Below are 18,910 nucleotides of genomic sequence, written 5' to 3' on the forward strand. Positions count from 1 at the left end.
ATTCTTCTTCAATTACTTTTGATTTTTGAATTCTAAACCCACAGCTTCGTTGATGGAATTTAATCCGCTTTGTTCTAGCTTGGAAAGTAAACCTGCTAAAATTCGGCGTACCATTAGCGGCCCTTCGTAAATCCAGCCTGTATAAACTTGGATCAAACTAGCACCAGCAGTAATTTTTTCCCAAGCATCTTCAGCAGAAAAGATGCCACCAACGCCAATAATCGGCATTTGTCCTTGGGTTTGCTGCCAAATAAAACGAATTACCTCAGTGGAACGATCGCGTAATGGTTCACCACTAATTCCGCCAGCTTCTTCCTGGGGTGATTTGCCTGTTTGGTCAATTACCTGGGTTTTCAGTCCATCACGGCTGATGGTTGTATTAGTGGCGATAATTCCTGCGAGTTGGTAGGTTTTAGCTAAAGAAATAATGTCAGCGATCGCTTCCCATGATAAATCTGGCGCTATCTTGACAAAAATTGGTTTTTGTATAGTATTTTCTTGTTGTAATAAATTCAAGATAGCACTGAGCATAGAAGCATCTTGGAGCGATCGCAACCCTGGTGTATTGGGAGAAGAGACATTAACAACAAAATAGTCTCCCAAATCCTTGAGTAAACGAAAACTATCGAGATAATCCTGTGCGGCTGCTTCTAGGGGAGTTATCTTAGATTTACCCAAATTTATCCCTATGGGTATTGCTTGGTTTAACTCATACTTTCCTTGTTCCAAACGTGTCGCCATTACTGCTGCACCACTGTTATTAAAACCCATCCGATTGAGAGCAGCTTTATCCAACGGTAGGCGAAACAAACGAGGACGGGGATTTCCGGGTTGTGCGTGAAAAGTTACAGTTCCTAGTTCTGCAAAGCCAAAACCCAGGTTAGACCAAATGCTAGCAGCGACTCCATCCTTGTCGAACCCAGCCGCTAACCCTACGGGATTTGGAAAGTTTAGCCCAAACAAATTTTGTTCTAGGCGTGAATCATACAGACATAAAGACTGCTTTAAGCGTTGGTTTGCCCAACTAGAAGGGGTTTGCGATAGCCAATTAAAACTGCGAATCGTCTGCTGGTGTAACCACTCTGAATCGGTTTTTAGCAGATTGAACAAAAGTGGACGAATCGCAAGTTGATAAATATCCATTTCAATCCTTAACACTACGGAATTCGGTAGACTGCCGCGTTTCCTCTTGAGCTTGCCGGAGTTCGTCTTTAGCTTGTCGGAGTTCCTCTTTAGTTTGCCGTGCTTCCTCTTTAGCTTGTCGGAGTTCTTCTTTAGATAGCCGCATTTGTTCAGCAATCTGCCGCATTTCTTCGGCAGAATTTCTCATTTCTTCAGCAATCTGCCGCATTTCTTCGGCAGAATTTCTCATTTCTTCAGCAATCTGCCGCATTTCTTCGGCAGAATTTCTCATTTCTTCAGCAATCTGCCGCATTTCTTCGGCAGAATTTCTCATTTCTTCAGCAATCTGCCGCTGCTCCTCTTGTGAAAGCCGGAAATCTTCACCAGACTCTCGCTGCTTCTCTTCTGAGAGCCTGGTATCTTCGGCAGATTCTCGTTTTTCCTCTGAGACTTGTCTTTGCTCCTCTTGGGCATCAGACGAAGTTTCGACCATTTCTCTAGCACTCCATAAATCTAATTTCAAGAACCCCTTCCCTAGAACTTTCAGCAAACACTCGTGACAATATTACTTAGGGTGCTTTTCTGGGCATCTTATATATTACAAGTTATGTTAGCCAATAAATCAGATGGGGCAGCCACAAAAATCTATAGCCGCCGAACAGCAGATCCTCTCTTTGGGGCGCGTCCTCCAAAGTCTCAGAGAAGAAGATGATGTTGACGTTCTGATTGAAACTACTATTTCTTATCTCAAAGAAGAGTTTGACTACAAACTGATTTGGATTGCTCTTTACGATCGCCTGAATCACATATTATTTGGCAAAGGGGGCATCACACCCGATCGTGACACGAGCTTTTTACGCCAAAGGGTTGTTCTCAGCCCTGGGGATTTATTAGAGCAAGTAGTGATTGAACAGCATCCTTTGGGTATAGCTGATTTGCAAACTGAAATCCGTGCCCCCGAATGGCGAAAAATGGCCGAAAAATTTCACATCCAAGGAACGATTATTTTACCAATTCGCTATAAAGACCGTTGCTTGGGCTTGCTGTTATTGGGTTCAGAACGCTGGGGCTATTTACTGACAGGAGAAACAAAAGCACGTTTGATGATGGTTTTAGGTGAACTGGGGGCAGTGCTTTATCAAAATGAGATGCATAAGCAGCAGAAGCAAACCAGGCGAACCGAAGAGCCATTATTAGAATTGCTAGAAAATTTACGCACCCTCAGTAACCTGAATCAAAGACTTGAAGCAGCAGTGCAAGCAACTCATAAATTTGTCTCCCCCAACCGGACAAATGTTTACTGGTTTGAGCGAGAAGGGCGTTACTTTTGGTGTCGGACGAGCAATCAGTTAATCAAAACTGATCGCAATTCTAGTAGTCAGCAAGCAGCGGGAATGACTGTACAGGAGTTGAGCGATTTTTATTATGCTTTGGCAGTTAACCAAATAGTCTCCATCGGTGATGCACGCAGTTCTTTAAATAGTCATTTTACGGCAAAATTACTGCAACGGTTGAAGGTGCGATCGCTCTTGGCAGCACCGATTATTTGGCAAAAGAACTTAGTCGGTTTTCTGGCGGTAGAAAGCAATGAACCTCGCATTTGGACAGACACAGACAAAAATTTCGTTCAGGGTGTTGCTGGTTTAATTTCCCTAGTTGCATCTACCGAAAGCATGGAAAGCACTATTAAACAGATTCAAGAGGATGCCCAACTGACTAGCCAAGTTGCCCAAGGTATCTATAGCGAACATGACCTTCAGACAACTTTACATAGTTGTGCTAAAAGAGTTTTAACTCGATTAGGTGCCACCCGCTTTTTGCTGTTGCAGTATGACCCTGAGCAGAAGAATTATCAATTTACTTACCAAAGTCAGCCCCAAAATCGCCGACCGTTGACATTTACCCTTCATGCTCTCAAAGAATTAGATGGGCAGCTTTTGCAAAGTTCAACTCAAGCGGTGGAAATTGAGAACTTAGATGAAGATTTACGCTTTTTTAACTGGCGTCCCTCGCTGTTAGAGAATAATGTGCGATCGCTACTTGTTTGTAAATGTACTCACGAACATATACCAGCAGCACTTTTAGTTATTACTCATGAAAGCCATCGTTCTTGGACAACCCTAGAAAAAGAATTGCTGTGGGCCGTTAGTCAACAGATTGGTGTAATTGTTCGTCAGTGGCAATTACATAACCGCACCACCCAGCAACAAAAAACTTCCCAGGCATTTGAGCAATGCTTACGCATCCTGACACAATCTCAGAACAGAATTGAAGTCGAAAACAAGCATTTAGAACGTACAGCACTAGAACAAATAGCATCAATTTTGGCCTGTCCCCTAGCACTAATGCTATCCTGGGCACCTGGTGACAGTTGGGCAGAAATTATCGCTGGATTGATTGACAATAGCCAATTTGGGATTTTTTCTGATGTATCTATTTCTATCCAGGCTGAAGCCTTAATTCAATGGGCACTCGCTACAGAGAATTATCTGACTTTGAAGGTAGATAATTTACCTCCAGAAACTCGGAAATGGTTGAATATTCCAGACAAAAGTCAAATTTTGGTAATGGCATTACGTACAACTGCTGATTATGAAACCACTGGTGTAGTGTTGCTTGTAGACTATCAAGAGCGTCGCTGGTCAGAACAAAACCTCAGTGCAACAGCAACTCTAATTTCTCAATTAGCCTGGTGGCGTCGTGAAAAGCAAATTACCCGACTTCTAGAATCCACAACCGAAGAATTACGACAACTTAATTGGTACAAACATCGTCGTCTAGAGGAAATTCAAAGAATAACGGCGCACTCCCTTAAACAAATACATGATTTGGGCATTCCTGCGAATGAACTAACTCAGATGCGCTACCAGCTATTGCTGCGGCAGTTAGACCATACAGCCACCTCCATGAGTGGAATGCTAAAACTTGAGAACTGGCAACTACATATCAGTTGGGAAACGATGCCCATAGCCAGTTTACTGAAGCGATCGCTCGAACGGATCGAAAATTTACTCAAACAACAAAAGCTGTGGATTGGGGTACATGGTTTGGGACAACCGATTGACGAGCAAGAATCGCCCAAAAATTCTTCATTAGTCAGAGGCGTTCCTAGCTCTAGCGCTCAATCTGCAATGGCGATCGCTGGTGATATTGTCAAAATTGAATTAGTTATCCATGAATTATTGGTTACTGCCTGTAACCGTTCTCAAACTGGTAGCAGAATTGATATTTGGTGTCGCCGTTTAGATGCGTCAAAACCCTCAGATATAAAATATTCTTCTACAAGTACAGGGGCTGAACATCAGACATCGCTAGAATTATCGATCACATATAACGGTGCGATCGAACCACAGCTACTTACGGAACTACATGATAAGACACCTAAAGATGTGCTTGCTCCTTCCAAGCTCGACCAACCACCAGCTTTACATCTAGTGATCTGCCAAAACCTCATGCAAGAACTAGGAGGAGAATTGAATTTCTATCAGTTACCAGATAATCGGGTAGTCAGTCGCTTGTTGCTGCCGTTAGCTATTCATGATTCTTAGTGCAGCTTTGCCTGAAATCACGGCAAATTAAGGGCTGAAATTTAAACGCAGATGCGCTTCTCTACGAGACGCTACGCGAACGCATTCCCACAGGGAAGGTTAGCACAATGTGAGTTGGACGGTTAGAAAACGGCAAGAGTTAGGCTATTAAACATATTGATCTTTTTATTATTTGGAACTGCAAACGGAAGAAAACCGTTTTCGTTCACAGTATTTGATCGTTTATCCTATCCTGGTTACTGATGCTTTATTCGCCTTGCTGATTCTGACCGGAATTTTCAGTCAATCAACGCTATGGCTATAGACTATGCACCTTAAGCAAACCGCATTGATATCAATCTTGACTTCGACAATTGGTACAGGCGATCGTTGCTTGATTTTACAGTGAGTTGCTTGCTCATCAAAGGATGCTCTGGCACCAACATCACTTATGTGAACTCCTCCCTACTGAATTTGTGAACTTCTCCCTACGGAATCCTTACGTAAATTCCAATTAAAAAACGCTCTTTTTTACTCAAGCTTTACAAGAAACTAGTGGATGCACGACTAGTATGAGTATGTAACCAATTTACTTAACCACAGATTTAATAACTAAATTACTTATACGGTTATTACTTATCTCAAGGTGTAAATCTGGTAAATAAAAGTTCGTCCTTAAATAGAAGATTTCTTCTACATAAGACAAACATGGCTTGAAAAGTTCCCAAGCTGACCATCCTGCTTGCCTATGATTTGTTCTTACTCATTACTAAGGCAGTAGACAAGCATGACAAATTTGCAATCTTAACATCGTAAAATAAAAACAGAAAATTGTATGAAAAATTACACTAAAGTTGTAAAGCGTTTTTTGGCATTGGCTACTCCAGCGATCGCTACTTCGATATTGGCAACCTTACCGAGCCAAGCTGCCACCATTGCATATTCTGAGTCAAAATTCAACATCAACAACTTTAGTAGCAGCCCTTTAGATGTTAGGACTTTAACTGATAATGTGACCACAGCAATTAGCACAGGCGGTCAAGTAACTGCTGATTCTAACGCTGAGGCTAAGTTTAATGTCGATGCAAACAACTCTGCCTCTAATTTGTCCTTCAGCCAAGCTCAAGGTCAGGGTGATGGCTATACAGGGTCGGCGGAAAGCTTTGCTGGGATTATCGGTTATGATTTTATAGTAGATAAAGAGTTTTCTTTTGATTTCAGTGGCTTATTTAACCTTAAAACATCCATTGATGATGCAGTGAATGAACGTGCAAACGCTAGTGGAGAGTTCTTATATGAGTTATACGACAGCGATACTGGTAATCTTTTAGACTCTTTCAAGATTTCTGGAAATTTATCAACTATAGGTAACAATGATGCTTTTGTATTTGAACCGAGTAGTAGCATAATTCTTGATTCAAGTCAGACTTCTATTGATAAATCTTTTGGCGGAACACACGAATATGCTTTGACTAGCTTTAAGGGTAAATATTCCCGTACTTTCGATAAGTCAACTCGTTTATTATTAATAGAATCTAAAAGTAATCAAGTGAGCGTCTATACTATCCCAGAACCCTCAACAATTCTAGGTTCGCTGTTTAGTTGCGCTATGTTTGGTGCTGTCTCGATACGCAAGCGTAAAAGAGCTTCTTCGGTTGCGTTGTTGGTTAATCAGGATTTAAGGTCTGTTTAGTATGTTTGCACTAAGATAAGTTCAGGTCAGGGAAATGGCATTTATGGAAACCCCAAGTCATTAGGTATGCAGATAATTTTGTGATTTTGCACCCTGACAGACAAGCATTAAAACAATTCGCAATGGGCTAACGCCCCGCTCCGCTAACGCAATTACGTTTTGTAACGGTGATTTAGATTTAGGCTTCAATTCGGGCTGTTTGATAGAAGCTATGCTACTTTTACCCCAAACTTTGTTAGCGATAAAAATGAAGTTGTCATTTAGAAGGGATTAAAGTGCGAACTCAATCCTCATGGATTACTCTGTAGAGGCCAGTAATCCCCCGATTATTTGGTTTAGACTGAATGAATCGCACTTTATGGCTGCGTTTTTGTCCCTACCCATTACACGGCCACACTTACAAACGTGTGTTCTAGTGGATAGTGTAGGTCATTGACGCTTTCTTAATTTAATCGCCCAATGCTTTTTTGTTGCTAAAAGCTATAGATTTTCGATCGTCCACAAGTTTCTGCCCTGATTTTTTGTAATCAACAGGGCGACAATCTTGTTAGAACTGTGGATATCGTTTTAAACCCGAAGTACCCCTTTTACAGTTGTCATAAAACCAAGAGATAGAAGACTATGCTTGTCCTCCACTGGTAAGTCTTGCCATTGAGTTAAGTTCATTAGCAAAAGGAAAGTTAGCTGCAAATACAGCACAATCAATTCCATGATTTATGCAAATATTTTTTAGCTGTATTTTTAATATTCATCCATAGCCAAGCCCAGCTATTTTGAATGAATTTTACAGTCAGAATTGCATTATCTACTGCTGTTATCTGGGCTGACTTTTCATAAGCTTTGAACTCAAAAACAAGCATAGTCATTCAGCAACGCCGAAGTGTCGCTTTTACCTACTGTCTTATACTACTATATGTGGTACCAGATAGAGGTATAGAAATATTCCTAACAAACTTTTATGAACTATGTCCATAAAAGCTTCCTAGAATTGGGTTATGACAGCTTTAGGAAACTGTTGCCGATGTATTGACAGATGCAATAACCTTATCACCATCAGTAATAGCGGCAGCAACAGCGACAGCAATAGCAGCATCATAATTAGCTGTAATAGTGCCCTTGTCTTTGTCTACTTTATAACTGCTACTTTTAGCAATAGTATAACCACGTGCGTAAGTAGATGCAATTCCTCCTTGTACTTGACTAAGATCGGAAACTTCATCTTCACAAAAACTGAGATCGGAAATTATTAATCGTTCCATAAAAAAGCTCTCTTTGAAAAACGAATGTATTGCTGAAAGTTTTTGAGAACTTTCAGCAATTTTTCTATCTAAAATGCACTTTAGTCCACTGTAGGACTAAGGCATATTTAGTCGGCAGTAGAACTAGACGCACCGGCACTCAGAGAGAAGCTGTATTTGCCGGAGACAGCAACGGTCTTAGTAACAATACTGGTGATAGCGATGTTTTTACCACGAGCTTTTGCAATTGCTGAAGCATCTGAAAAAGCTGTTCCACCTTGAACATTTTCGGTTTCAAGAACGGTTTCTACATGAGAAAGATCGTTGATAATCATGATTTTCTTTCCTAAGAGTTAGTAAGGTAAACTTGTTTGTTGTCGTGCCACTACAACTTGTTTTTTAGCAGCATACAAAGAATAGCACTATTAGAATTCCATGAACAGTAGTTTTACGTAAATTTTCTTTCAACAAAGAAAAAACATTCTATTATCAAGTTAATGACACTTTCTAATATTTAGAGATTGCTTAAAAAGCATCTTGCTGTCTATTGTCAAGTTAGTGACACTTTCTAATATTTAGAGATTGCTTGAAAAGTGTTTCATTATGGCTTTAGGCACTTTTACATTCCCTAACTTCCAGGGCTATTTAATTCGATCTATTAGGAATATTACCAACAGCATAGGCAATAAATTTGGTGAAGTTAGTAATCGAAAAATTACTATCTTAAAGAGTCAATTTCAGTGCGTTAGCGTTGGCGTAGCCTCTCGTAGAGAAGCCTTGCCGCAGGCATCACCATTTTCTTGTGCAATCAGATTTTTTATTCATCTGATTTTTTTTGATTGAAACGCTTGTAAATCAGCACCTTTTAGGAAATGAAACACCCCTAACACGTCAGGGGTGTTTCATAGCCTTCATTGGTATCAGTGAACTTAAGCTAAAACTCCTTTGAAATCTCGTTTCCAGCCTCTGTCTGGAAATGCTGCCTCCCATTACGCATTCCCAGCCTCCGACAGAGAGCGAAATAATCTCCTAAAAGCTTTTTCTAGACTGGCTTTAACCTTAATTTGAAACCAATGCAAGTCCTTGCGCCCCTATAAATCTAGAAATAATTTGGGATAATTTATTTTTTGCAAGTCCCTAAAAGAGAAGGATAGTAAGATTCAAAGCTTCTCTCTTTTTAGAAAAAATGTTGCAAATAGGTCTAAGGATAGGTTGACAATATATTTGTTCGTCGAATTTATCCTGCCTTCTTAGCAAACTGGTTATAATTATCTTCCATCTCCCTCAGAAATCAAATTCTCATATACACAGTATTTATATGGGACGTGTTCGTTCTAAATCTGACCTACCTACAAAAATCTGTCCGGTATGTCAACGTCCTTTCACATGGCGTAAAAAGTGGCAAGATTGTTGGGACGATGTGAAATATTGCTCAGAACGTTGTCGTCGTCGCCGTTCTGAAGCTCCAAATGAAACCAACCGCAATACAGACGCAAATAGCGCAAGAGATTAATGGAGTTACAGGTGCAACCTAAATTAATTATTCATGGAGGGGCTGGTAGTTCTCTCCACGGTAAAGGCGGATTAGAGGCGGTGCGCCGATCGCTCCATACAGTAATAGAAGAAGTTTATTCTCTGCTATTGTCAGGAGCAACTGCCTCTGAGGCAGTGGTGCAGGGTTGCCTAATGCTCGAAGACAACCCCCGTTTTAATGCTGGTACTGGTTCAGTATTACAATCTGATGGACAAATCCGTATGAGTGCTTCCTTGATGGATGGTGCATCAGGGCGATTTAGTGGTGTGATTAATATCTCGCGGGTGAAAAATCCGATTGATTTAGCGCAATTTTTACAAAGCTCGCCAGACCGAGTGCTATCAGATTTCGGTTCGGCTGAGTTGGCGCGGGAAATGCAAATTCCCAGCTATAACGCTTTAACTGATTTGCGGTTACAAGAGTGGATACAAGAGCGCCAGGATAATTTTAAAAGCACAATGGCTGGCGTGGTAGCAGAACCCGAACTGTTAGAAACCAGTAATGCCGGACGCGGAACTATCGGTGTAGTAGCTTTAGATGCATCTGGTAAGCTAGCTGCTGGCACTTCTACTGGTGGTAAGGGATTTGAGCGGATTGGCAGGGTAAGTGATTCGGCGATGCCAGCAGGTAATTATGCGACTAGTAATGCTGGTGTTAGCTGTACTGGCATTGGCGAAGATATCATCGATGAGTGTTTAGCCGCACGGATTGTAGTGCGTGTCACTGATGGGATGTCATTGAAGGAGGCGATGCAGCGATCCTTTGGGGAAGCTCACGAGAACAAACGCGATTTAGGAGCGATCGCCTTAGATGCTAGTGGAGCGATCGCTTGGGGAAAAACTAGCGAAATCTTACTCGCCGCCTACCACGATGGCGAAAAAGTTGGTGACACCTTGGAATGGACTGGCAACGAACTGATCGGCTATTGTTGAATCAGTTTCAGGGCTTCGGCTAAAGTTTCTTGCTGGTCAACCATTGCGGCCAATTCTTGGGCTTCATAACGCCCCTCAAAAGCTTCTAGCGCCGCTCTTTTGAGTGCTACTTGATATCCTTGTTCCAGAATATCGATTAATTCTGCTTGATTCAAGTAAAAGCCACCGGATTTGCGGCGCTTGTTTATTTTGTTGATTTCCCGCACTGTATTTTCTATCGAAACATCCCAAGAGCGAGTAGAACGTTTTTCGGCCTTTTGTTTAATTAAATGGATGAGCAGAATCACACCATAACTATCAATTTTATTGATTTTGTCACTGAGGCTCATTTCTTCTAACTCATCCACCAACAGTAGCGCCTCATGGATTTTGCCTTGTTCTAGAAATTGCCTAAGTTCTAGCAGTTCTTCCATGCATGTTATATGTTGAGATTTTGGCTATAAACCACAGATTAACCGCAATTAACACCAATGAATTATTTATGTTGATCTGTGGTTTCATTTTCAACATTTTTCCTTCGCCAAGCTGGTTTCACCACCTGACGACTACGGGCAATTACCAGAGAGTCATCAGGCACATCTTCTGTCACAGTAGAACCAGCTGCAATATAGACATCATCTCCCAAGATGAGCGGAGCCACTAAAACGCTATTGGCGCCAGTTTTTGTCCGATCGCCTATTTTGGTGCGATGTTTTTTCACGCCGTCATAGTTGGCAGTAATTGTACCAGCACCAATATTCACCTGATTGCCGACAACTGTATCGCCTATATATGACAAATGTGCTACATTGGTGCGATCGCCTAATTGCGTATTTTTTAACTCCACAAAATTCCCCACACGGCAACCAGCACCCACCTGTACCTGACCACGCAAATGAGTATAAGGGCCAATTCTGCTTCCGGACTGCACGGTGCTATTTATGACTACTGAATATTGCACTGTGACATTTTCACTTAACTGACTATTTTCAATTAAACTTCCCGGTCCAATGTGACTTCCTGTTTGGATCGCCGTATTTCCCCGCAGGTGAGTTTGGGGTTCAATAATTACATCCGGCTGCAATTCCACTGTTTCATCAATAGTGATGCTTGTGGGGTCGATGAGGGTGACACCCGCCAGCATCCATTTTTCCTTGACTCGTTTTTGCAAAATTTCGGATGCTGTTGCCAGTTGCAAGCGATCGTTGATGCCGAGAATTTCTTGATAATCTTCCACATCCACTGCCATTACTTGTCCCACCTGAGTCACGGCATCGGTAAGATAGTATTCTTTTTGGGCATTGTTTGCCTGGAGGTGGGGAAGCACCTTTGCCAAATCTGGCCAGCGAAAGCAGTAAACTCCAGCGTTAATCCGCTGATTTTGTCTTTGAACAGCCGTACAATCCTTGTGTTCGACCATTTGCTGCACAATATTTTCATCGTTACAAAAAACGCGCCCGTAGCCTGTGGGGTCAGGTAGGTGCGAGGTGAGAATAGTGGCAGAGTTTTGATTTCGGACGTGAGTTTGTAACATCTGCTTAAGAGTTTCGCTGCGTATTAACGGTAAATCGCCGTTAAGTACCAGCAAATCTCCAGTGTAATTTTCCAAGTGAGGAAGTAATTGCTGGATAGCATGACCTGTCCCCAATTGCACAGTCTGTTCGACAAACTCCAAACAGGGAATTGAATGCATGGCGGCTTGCACCTCCTCGGATTGATATCCCACAATCACGATTCGCCGTGAGGGCGAAAGTGGTTCTACACTTTCGAGAACTCTCTCTACTAGCGATCGCCCACCCAAAGAATGTAAAACCTTGGGTAAGCGTGATTTCATCCGTGTGCCGCGTCCCGCCGCTAGAATTGCTACAACTACCATAATTAGCTATCAGCTATCAGTGAAATTGTGATTAATGCTGTTGGTACTTTAAAATCTCGGCTCAAATCATACCAGCTAATTATAGAAGACTGAAAATATTAAAGGAGTTGGAATTCAGGAGTCGGTATAACTTCACTCCTCAAAAGCAGAGATGATCGTAAATACCAATTAGCGTTCATGACGCAGCGACAAATCAATACTCCCTATTCCCCACTCCTCTCTTGTTCCTGACAAGAGCGAATAAACTCTGCAAACTGCTGCATTAATTTGGGGTTACGCCAACCGGAATCAGTTTCTTCTTGCATTACTAAAAGTGCTTCTGTTGAAGTAAAAGCTTTTTTGTAAGGTCGTTCACTGGTTAGGGCATCATAAATATCAATTAACTGAAACACTTGCGCCAGGTAGGGAATATCATCCTCCTTGAGTTGATCGGGGTAGCCTGAGCCATTCCAGCGTTCGTGGTGATGACGAATAATCGGAATTACACCCCGCATACTCCGTAGTGGCTGGCAGATTTTTTCTCCAATCAAAACGTGCTGCTGCATAATTTGCCAATCTTCAGGAGTGAGTTTGCCTTTTTTTAGCAGCACAGCATCGGGAATACCCACCTTACCGATATCGTGGAGATAACCACCCCACATCAAATCTCGAATTTGATAGCGTGAGAGGTTAAGGTATTCACCAAAAACTTGTCCCAGTTTTACTAGACGTTCGCAATGATTGCCTGTATTAGGATCGCGGCTTTCAATAGACATAGCAATGGAAAACAGTACTTGTTCGGCATGGTCTAAATCTTCATTAAGACGCTTTTGCCGCACCAAGGACTTTACACGCGCCGCCAGTTCTACCCGATCGAAGGGTTTAGTGAGAAAATCATCTGCCCCAACTTCAATTCCCCGAATGCGCGATCGCCTGTCATTTAACGCTGTAATAAAAATTACTGGGATTAGCCTAGTTTGCTCATCCTGTTTAAGCAATTGGCACACTTCAAATCCATCCATTCCTGGCATCATTACATCCAGCAAAATCAAATCTGGTTGTTTTTGAGTTACCAATCCCACAACAATAGAACCACAGTCCGCCTCAATCACTTCGTATCCTTCCATCCCCAAGAGGGCAACAGCAGTCATCCGACTGGCGGCATGATCGTCAACTACTAAAACCTTCGGCGGATCGAAATCAAACCCATTCACTTTAAAACCTTTGGCTTGTAGTGTTCTAGAGACCAATAAATCATCACCACAATTAACATCAGATTTTATCCAAGAAGACATTGCTTGCCTATCTTCAAGCATAAGGTCTCCTTGAGATAAGCCTAAAGAATAACTCTCCGCATTTTGCGATTCCACGGCATGATTTGAACCGATACTCTTCACTGTGCTAATGGGGTTTGACCCATTAACAATTTTTTCTGTAAAGCCTGTATGGTTGGATTTCCATTGAATCACAAAGGCACTCCAAGTTTTTGCACAAGTTAACAGTGTCAGATTTTAAAAACAAATTTAATATTCGACTGTATCTGAGTCTGAGTTCCGATATGGATTATGCATGATGTCAAGCTGCCGATCGGAATCTTTCGCAGCATGTATCTTTTATGTTACAAACAAGGTGTATCTTGTTGTCAAATTTTTTGCTTCTAATTCCAGTATGATAATTTCTCACAAATGTTAAATCAGGTTTTTTACGGAGATTTTTTAGCCTTGTGGCATCAGAAAGCGTTAAAATTGACTGCTTTATATCGAGATACCGGATTTTGAGTTTCAAGTCTTTATCAAGTCTTTATAATAATCATTAGATATAAATGTTTTTATTTTTATTCAGTTGTAACAATACCCAAGTACTGTTACATAGTATGTGATATTAAATACTAACACATAAATAAGCTATTTGGCTTGTAAAAACTCGTAGAATTAGCCTTGCAGTCCATAGGCGTAGCATATTGTATGATATTGTAATCAAACTACAAACTAGTGCCCATAAAATCCCTGCCTTGTGTCCCCAATAGCCACCTTTTTCGCCAATGAGAGGCAGGTTCTAGGCAAGAGGTTTGTTGCTCTTGTTGTCGCCGCCTAACTATGACTTCGGTTGGATCGCTCAATTGAGGATCGCGATAGGGAATAGCAGCACGAGTTAGCAAGTGTTCTTTTTCAACTTCTGAGAGGGTAGTGAGTGGGGAGTCCTCTTTAGACTCAGCATTTTTAGAATGTGTTGCCACAGTACCAGGCGATCGCCTTCCTACGGGTGGGGTAGAACCTATCACCAAGCCAGCAGCCAAAAGTGCTGTACGTACAGCAGGAGCACAAGAATAGGTGGCTAATAAACCATCTGGATGTAAACACAATGACAGCTGTTTAATAAATTCAACAGTCCATAATTGAGGACACTGTGGTGGTGAAAAGGGATCGAGGAAAATTGCATTTGCCCAGAAACCCGACTGACGTACTAGCGCAATCGTAGTTCTAGCATCGCCAATTAGTAGCTTCGCTTTCAGGCAAGGTGTTTGTACTTGATGCTCAAAAGCTAGCTTTTTCAAAATTTCAATATCAATATAGTTACAGTTCCAATTGTCAAACAACTGATGAGCGATCGCCGCTTGTGGAACTGCTGGATTCAGTTCTAAACCGATTACTTCAACACAACAACTAGGATTCACTGCCCAAATTGTTTGCAAAGCAGCAGCTGTGTTATATCCTAGACCATAACAAACATCCAATAGTCGCAAGATCGGTTTTTGCGCTGCTGTAGCCAGTTTAGTAGGTTCCACAAACTTGCAAAAACTTTCCTGCTGCGCTCCAGAATGGCTGTGAAAGGATTCACCAAACTCTTGAGAGACAAAGGTGAAAGAACCATCTGCTGTTAACTTAGGTGTAAAATTCTCTAAGTCTGACATCTTACAAAAAAATTAAATAATGACTAATGCCCAATTCCCAATTTGTTGTTTCGCCAGCTTGGCTGTTTAAACATCTAGAAGATCCGCAAGTCGTTATTGTGGATTGTCGCTTTTCTTTAGCCGATCCACAACTAGGACAACAACAGTATCAAACAAGTCATATAGAGGGGTCATATTACTTAGATTTGAATCAGGATCTTTCCAGTCCAGTGGGTAAGCATGGCGGGAGACATCCTTTACCTAACCCTAATGATATAGCTAACAAATTGGCAGCAATTGGCGTAAATTACCAAAAAAGTTTAGTTGTAGCTTATGATGATTCGCGCTTTGCCTTTGCAGCTCGTTTATGGTGGCTGTTGCGCTATCTAGGACATGAGCAAGTAGCAGTACTAGATGGCGGCTTGGCTGGATGGCAAAAAGCTGGATATTCTGTTACAGATGTTATTCCTCCCCCTCGAATGGGTACGTTTGTGCCTCAAGTACAAACAGAAAAGGTGGTAGATATTACAGCGGTGAAAAGCCGGAAAGATAGCCACGAGGTAGTATTGGTAGATTCAAGAGAGAGCGATCGCTACCGAGGCGAACGAGAGCCAATCGATCGAATTGCTGGACATATTCCCGGTGCAGTCAACTATCCCTGGCAAGAAGTTACAGACTCTTCCGGCTACCTACTTCCTCAAGAAGAACAACGGCGTCGGTGGGAAAAGCTAGAAACATCTGAAGAAATATTCGTATATTGCGGTTCTGGCGTTACTGCTTGTGTGAATTTACTTTCTTTAGAATTAGCTGGTATTAGCAAGGGGAAACTTTATGCTGGTAGCTGGAGTGATTGGATTTCCTATTTATAGTCATTAGTCACTTGTACTGAGCGTAGTCGAAGTATTGGTCATTGGTCATTAGTTTTTAATAAAGGATAAATCACAAAGGACAAATGACTAATGACAAAGGACAAATTTCAAAACTTACCTAATTGCAAACCATAATTAATACTGAAGAACCAGCCATCAAAATCAATGTTTTCGGCGGTTGAACTACCTAAACTTACTCCAGCCTGGACATTCATATAAATGGTATCGGATATTCGGTAATTTAAGTGTCCGAATAGCCGATAAAATTCGTCTTCTCGATCGCGCTGTGTAAAATCTGATAAACTCATTTGGTAGTCAATACCAACCTGGAGAGGCTTTTGCAAGTAGTAGTTCAGAGACACCCAAAAGGAATTGATTATCCGATTACGACTTTGGGGATCGGCAAAATTTACACTCAACTCGTAGAAGCTATCTAGGGTTAATCTTGAAGTTAAGGGATCTCGGCGTCCCAAAGACAGTTGTAGGGAATTTTCATTTAAAAAGCGATCGCCTGCTTTGAAGCTATCGAAGCGATCGCTGTTGTTGGCATAAAATAAATGTTGATTGCTCCAACTGATTTCTCCAAACATTCGTTGGGATAGCTGCTGGTAAATACCGAGATTGAATCTCACCTGATTGTAATGATATTCTGACTGATTTATATAACGAATCAGATTGCCATCAATTGAGCCATTTAAAAAAGTTTTAGATCCCAAAGGGAAATATGTAGAGGCTAGTGTCAGTCCAGAAATAATTAAACCATCTTCTATGGGACTATCATTTGAAGAAAAAATGTTATTTGTCTGGAAGTAGCCGACACGTCCTTGTAGATAGCCGATAGGTTTAAACTGAGGTACGGGTTGTTCTATCGGTGGTGGTAGCTGTTGTTCTAGGGGTCGTAACCGCACCCGTAACCCCAATTCGCGATCGCTATTAGATTCAAATGGTAGTTTTGGCGATCGTAGCAGTTCTATCAACCTCTCTCGCCTTTGAGAATACTCTCTCTTAGGTAAATTTAATAGTTGCTCCTTTGAGTCTGAAGGAGATATGGGCAAATTATTTGGCGGAGATTCTAGCTGTGGCGGGTCATTTTGCTTTTGAGTATCTATAGGTTCTTCGGTTTGATCTGGGATTTGAGTCGTTTCTGGTGTTTGCTGTGCCAGATTTAACGGCATCCGAGAGTCTAAAGTATGTGACTCACTCGACAGCTTGCACAAAGAGTTAATTGCTTTTTGCTCCAACTTATGAGATAACTGCTCATGAGTTACCTGTATACTTGCTAAATGATTAGGATGCAAAACATCTGTAATTGCAGATTCTGCCGCATCTACTTTAATGCAACACCAGCTTCCACCACTGGACGTTAACAAAATACAAAAAAACAAATTTTTCCAGTTCTTGAGTCGCATCTGGTTAGATCGCATTGATTGCGTTTGGCAAATGTAGACCCACTAGCTGTATCGGAAGTTCCGACTACAAAGATACAGTTGATTGCATCTATTTTAGCTTTGTAGGTATATACTGAAACTACAAACTAAAATTACTGCTTTTCGGATTTTTCCCAGATTTTTTTTGTAAAACTGAGATGCTCCGATAAAATTCCTGCTTAAATTTTAGTGAAATACAGCCAGTGGATAATTTCACAACAAATCTTAGCAAGTTATTGTCCCCCATAATTAATGACTCTCTGCCTGAAGTGATTATAAAGGATTATATGTAAGGTACTTCTCGTTTATTTTTTTATATCAAATACTAACTTCCCAATTTCCTACAGACTTGATTACATACAATTTCAGTTTCATAAGAAAAACTTAAATCAATTAAATACATATATTTCATTTATTATCTATTTGATGCATTAAATCTAAATTAAAATTTAAACTAATTTACCTAAACAACTCTTACAACAATTAGCATTAGCTTAAACTTTAATTTTTATGATATTAGTTGAAGGTCAAAATTTCTCAAACTATGTTTTATAAATCGTTTCCATTATTGGTGATTGGTTTATGGGGACTTATAGTACTGCCTTTGCAAAATCGGGTAAGTGCTATAACTCCTCTAACGCGAGCAGAGATTCAGAACCTCCGCAACATCGTACAACTAATACCCAAAGATAAATTGAAGCAACGTGCTGCGCGCAAATTAGATGCAATGACTCCTGGTGACGGGCTGTCAACTGGCCGAGCTTCTCTAGCAGATTTGCGTTTTAATGATGGCTCTTTGGCACGAGTTGGAGAACAGGCGTTATTTCAATTTTTGCCGAAGACTCGTGACTTTAAACTGACAAACGGGACTGTGTTGTTGCTCATCCCACCAGGAAAGGGGCAAACACGTATACAAACACCAAATGCAGCAGCAGCAATTCGTGGTTCAGCATTATTTGTACGCTACGACCAACAAACAGACACTACGATTGTGGGTGCGCTGACAAATAGCGGTATTGAAGTTTCTAACAAGAAAGCTTCTCAAACTCAGGTGTTGGAAGCAGGGCAAATGGTGATTATAGTTAAAGGCGAATTTCAGAGGTTATATGATTTTGATCTCAGAAATTTTTATGAAACGAGCCAGATGGTTCGGGAACTTGATTTGAACAGGCAGAGTCCTGTGCCTACACCCGATCCTGCAATCACCAGTGTTCAAGCCGAAACTACTGCGGCTTTGAAAGCACAGCCACCTATAAAAGGCGAGGGAGTAATTGAAAACCCCTCTTTTGTGCAGTTAACTCCACCAGTTGGCCAAACTGAGAAATCACCCAACACCTCAACTGCAACTGAGAAATCACCCAACACCTCAACTACAACTGAGAAATTACCCAACACCTCAACTACAACTGAGAAATTACCCAACACCTCAACTACAACTGAGAAATTACCCAACACCTCAACTACAACTGAGAAATTACTCAACGCCCCAACAGATCCAACACCCGTAACTCCAGTAACTCCAACACCTGTAACCTCAACAGATCCAACACCCGTAACTCCAGTAACTCCAACACCCGTAACTCCAGTAACTCCAACACCTGTAACCTCAACAGATCCAACACCCGTAACTCCAGTAACTCCAACACCCGTAACTCCAGTAACTCCAACACCTGTAACTCCAGTAACTCCAACACCTGTAACCCCAACTGACTCTCCAAGTACATAAAAATTGCTAATGGGGGTAAAAAATGCTATGCAAACGCCGAAGGCAGTACGTTTTGTCATAATTTTGCGTAATTCCTGTGGAACTTAGCTGCTTCAATGCAGTAGCACAGACTTATGCT

16 protein-coding genes are annotated in these 18,910 nt (G+C 41.3%); 6 read left to right on the top strand and 10 right to left on the bottom strand.

The window, feature by feature from the left end; all coding sequences use genetic code 11:
* Positions 1 to 12: 12 nt before the first annotated feature.
* Together HWQ43_RS23795 and HWQ43_RS23800 are read right to left on the bottom strand one after the other, a co-directional pair.
* Entirely contained in the window at positions 13 to 1,143 is a 1,131-nt protein-coding gene (locus tag HWQ43_RS23795; protein WP_292738442.1) for a quinone-dependent dihydroorotate dehydrogenase, read from the bottom strand.
* A gap of 1 nt (position 1,144) precedes the next feature.
* Positions 1,145 to 1,645 (bottom strand): hypothetical protein, encoded by a 501-nt coding sequence (locus HWQ43_RS23800; protein ID WP_292738443.1) that lies wholly within the window; start codon positions 1,643 to 1,645, stop codon positions 1,145 to 1,147.
* Positions 1,646 to 1,748: 103 nt separating this feature from the next.
* Between HWQ43_RS23800 and HWQ43_RS23805 the strand changes: the two genes are divergently transcribed.
* Both HWQ43_RS23805 and HWQ43_RS23810 read left to right on the top strand, forming a co-directional pair.
* Positions 1,749 to 4,670 carry a GAF domain-containing protein gene (locus HWQ43_RS23805; protein ID WP_292738444.1) on the top strand — a complete coding sequence of 974 codons (2,922 nt, stop codon included), beginning with the start codon at positions 1,749 to 1,751 and terminating at the stop codon, positions 4,668 to 4,670.
* Positions 4,671 to 5,484: 814 nt separating this feature from the next.
* Positions 5,485 to 6,342 (top strand): PEP-CTERM sorting domain-containing protein, encoded by an 858-nt coding sequence (locus HWQ43_RS23810; RefSeq protein ID WP_292738445.1) that lies wholly within the window; start codon positions 5,485 to 5,487, stop codon positions 6,340 to 6,342.
* Between the two features lie 701 nt (positions 6,343 to 7,043).
* Here the strand turns inward: HWQ43_RS23810 and HWQ43_RS23815 are convergent.
* From HWQ43_RS23815 to HWQ43_RS23825, 3 genes are all read right to left on the bottom strand, one after another.
* Positions 7,044 to 7,208, bottom strand: a complete 165-nt coding sequence (locus HWQ43_RS23815; protein ID WP_292738446.1) for a hypothetical protein — start codon at positions 7,206 to 7,208, stop codon at positions 7,044 to 7,046.
* 138 nt (positions 7,209 to 7,346) lie between these two features.
* On the bottom strand, positions 7,347 to 7,601 hold the full coding sequence (locus HWQ43_RS23820) for a hypothetical protein (RefSeq protein ID WP_292738447.1): 255 nt from the start codon (positions 7,599 to 7,601) through the stop codon (positions 7,347 to 7,349).
* 107 nt (positions 7,602 to 7,708) lie between these two features.
* On the bottom strand, positions 7,709 to 7,915 hold the full coding sequence (locus tag HWQ43_RS23825; protein ID WP_292738448.1) for a hypothetical protein: 207 nt from the start codon (positions 7,913 to 7,915) through the stop codon (positions 7,709 to 7,711).
* 983 nt (positions 7,916 to 8,898) lie between these two features.
* Between HWQ43_RS23825 and HWQ43_RS23830 the strand changes: the two genes are divergently transcribed.
* Both HWQ43_RS23830 and HWQ43_RS23835 read left to right on the top strand, forming a co-directional pair.
* Positions 8,899 to 9,093, top strand: a complete 195-nt coding sequence (locus tag HWQ43_RS23830; RefSeq protein ID WP_292738449.1) for a DUF2256 domain-containing protein — start codon at positions 8,899 to 8,901, stop codon at positions 9,091 to 9,093.
* Positions 9,093 to 10,046 (top strand): isoaspartyl peptidase/L-asparaginase, encoded by a 954-nt coding sequence (locus HWQ43_RS23835; protein WP_292738450.1) that lies wholly within the window; start codon positions 9,093 to 9,095, stop codon positions 10,044 to 10,046. The genes HWQ43_RS23830 and HWQ43_RS23835 overlap by 1 nt, the downstream gene beginning before the upstream one ends.
* On the opposite strand, the gene HWQ43_RS23840 is transcribed toward HWQ43_RS23835, so the two are convergent.
* The 4 genes from HWQ43_RS23840 to HWQ43_RS23855 form a co-directional block, all read right to left on the bottom strand.
* The gene (locus tag HWQ43_RS23840) at positions 10,037 to 10,459 is read right to left on the bottom strand and encodes a DUF29 family protein (RefSeq protein WP_292738451.1); all 423 of its coding nucleotides are present in this window, start codon (positions 10,457 to 10,459) and stop codon (positions 10,037 to 10,039) included. The genes HWQ43_RS23835 and HWQ43_RS23840 overlap by 10 nt on opposite strands.
* Before the next feature lie 62 nt (positions 10,460 to 10,521).
* Entirely contained in the window at positions 10,522 to 11,901 is a 1,380-nt protein-coding gene (gene glmU / locus HWQ43_RS23845; protein ID WP_292738452.1) for a bifunctional UDP-N-acetylglucosamine diphosphorylase/glucosamine-1-phosphate N-acetyltransferase GlmU, read from the bottom strand.
* A 203-nt stretch (positions 11,902 to 12,104) separates the two neighbouring features.
* Complete coding sequence (locus HWQ43_RS23850) at positions 12,105 to 13,349, bottom strand: two-component system response regulator (protein WP_292738453.1); 1,245 nt, start codon at positions 13,347 to 13,349, stop codon at positions 12,105 to 12,107.
* Between the two features lie 512 nt (positions 13,350 to 13,861).
* On the bottom strand, positions 13,862 to 14,791 hold the full coding sequence (locus HWQ43_RS23855; RefSeq protein WP_292738454.1) for an MnmC family methyltransferase: 930 nt from the start codon (positions 14,789 to 14,791) through the stop codon (positions 13,862 to 13,864).
* Positions 14,792 to 14,817: 26 nt separating this feature from the next.
* Between HWQ43_RS23855 and HWQ43_RS23860 the strand changes: the two genes are divergently transcribed.
* A complete protein-coding gene (locus HWQ43_RS23860) occupies positions 14,818 to 15,639 on the top strand; it encodes a sulfurtransferase (protein WP_292738455.1) in 822 nt (273 codons plus the stop codon).
* A 107-nt stretch (positions 15,640 to 15,746) separates the two neighbouring features.
* Here the strand turns inward: HWQ43_RS23860 and HWQ43_RS23865 are convergent, their stop codons facing one another.
* Positions 15,747 to 17,048: a hypothetical protein gene (locus HWQ43_RS23865; RefSeq protein ID WP_292738560.1), complete on the bottom strand. Its 1,302-nt coding sequence runs from the start codon at positions 17,046 to 17,048 to the stop codon at positions 15,747 to 15,749.
* A gap of 562 nt (positions 17,049 to 17,610) precedes the next feature.
* Between HWQ43_RS23865 and HWQ43_RS23870 the strand changes: the two genes are divergently transcribed.
* The gene (locus HWQ43_RS23870) at positions 17,611 to 18,792 is read left to right on the top strand and encodes a FecR family protein (protein ID WP_292738456.1); all 1,182 of its coding nucleotides are present in this window, start codon (positions 17,611 to 17,613) and stop codon (positions 18,790 to 18,792) included.
* Positions 18,793 to 18,910: the final 118 nt, after the last annotated feature.

This window comes from Nostoc sp. JL31 (assembly GCF_017114965.1).
Lineage (GTDB): Bacteria > Cyanobacteriota > Cyanobacteriia > Cyanobacteriales > Nostocaceae > Nostoc > Nostoc punctiforme_A.

Bases quoted from the DNA above. Each gene is read 5' to 3' on its own strand.
- HWQ43_RS23795 (WP_292738442.1), bottom strand. From the start codon at position 1,143: ATGGATATTTATCAACTTGCGATTCGTCCACTTTTGTTCAATCTGCTA.
- HWQ43_RS23805 (WP_292738444.1), top strand. From the start codon at position 1,749: ATGGGGCAGCCACAAAAATCTATAGCCGCCGAACAGCAGATCCTCTCT.
- HWQ43_RS23810 (WP_292738445.1), top strand. From the start codon at position 5,485: ATGAAAAATTACACTAAAGTTGTAAAGCGTTTTTTGGCATTGGCTACT.
- HWQ43_RS23815 (WP_292738446.1), bottom strand. From the start codon at position 7,208: ATGACTATGCTTGTTTTTGAGTTCAAAGCTTATGAAAAGTCAGCCCAG.
- HWQ43_RS23820 (WP_292738447.1), bottom strand. From the start codon at position 7,601: ATGGAACGATTAATAATTTCCGATCTCAGTTTTTGTGAAGATGAAGTT.
- HWQ43_RS23825 (WP_292738448.1), bottom strand. From the start codon at position 7,915: ATGATTATCAACGATCTTTCTCATGTAGAAACCGTTCTTGAAACCGAA.
- HWQ43_RS23830 (WP_292738449.1), top strand. From the start codon at position 8,899: ATGGGACGTGTTCGTTCTAAATCTGACCTACCTACAAAAATCTGTCCG.
- HWQ43_RS23835 (WP_292738450.1), top strand. From the start codon at position 9,093: ATGGAGTTACAGGTGCAACCTAAATTAATTATTCATGGAGGGGCTGGT.
- HWQ43_RS23840 (WP_292738451.1), bottom strand. From the start codon at position 10,459: ATGGAAGAACTGCTAGAACTTAGGCAATTTCTAGAACAAGGCAAAATC.
- glmU (WP_292738452.1), bottom strand. From the start codon at position 11,901: ATGGTAGTTGTAGCAATTCTAGCGGCGGGACGCGGCACACGGATGAAA.
- HWQ43_RS23855 (WP_292738454.1), bottom strand. From the start codon at position 14,791: ATGTCAGACTTAGAGAATTTTACACCTAAGTTAACAGCAGATGGTTCT.
- HWQ43_RS23860 (WP_292738455.1), top strand. From the start codon at position 14,818: ATGCCCAATTCCCAATTTGTTGTTTCGCCAGCTTGGCTGTTTAAACAT.
- HWQ43_RS23865 (WP_292738560.1), bottom strand. From the start codon at position 17,048: ATGCGACTCAAGAACTGGAAAAATTTGTTTTTTTGTATTTTGTTAACG.
- HWQ43_RS23870 (WP_292738456.1), top strand. From the start codon at position 17,611: ATGTTTTATAAATCGTTTCCATTATTGGTGATTGGTTTATGGGGACTT.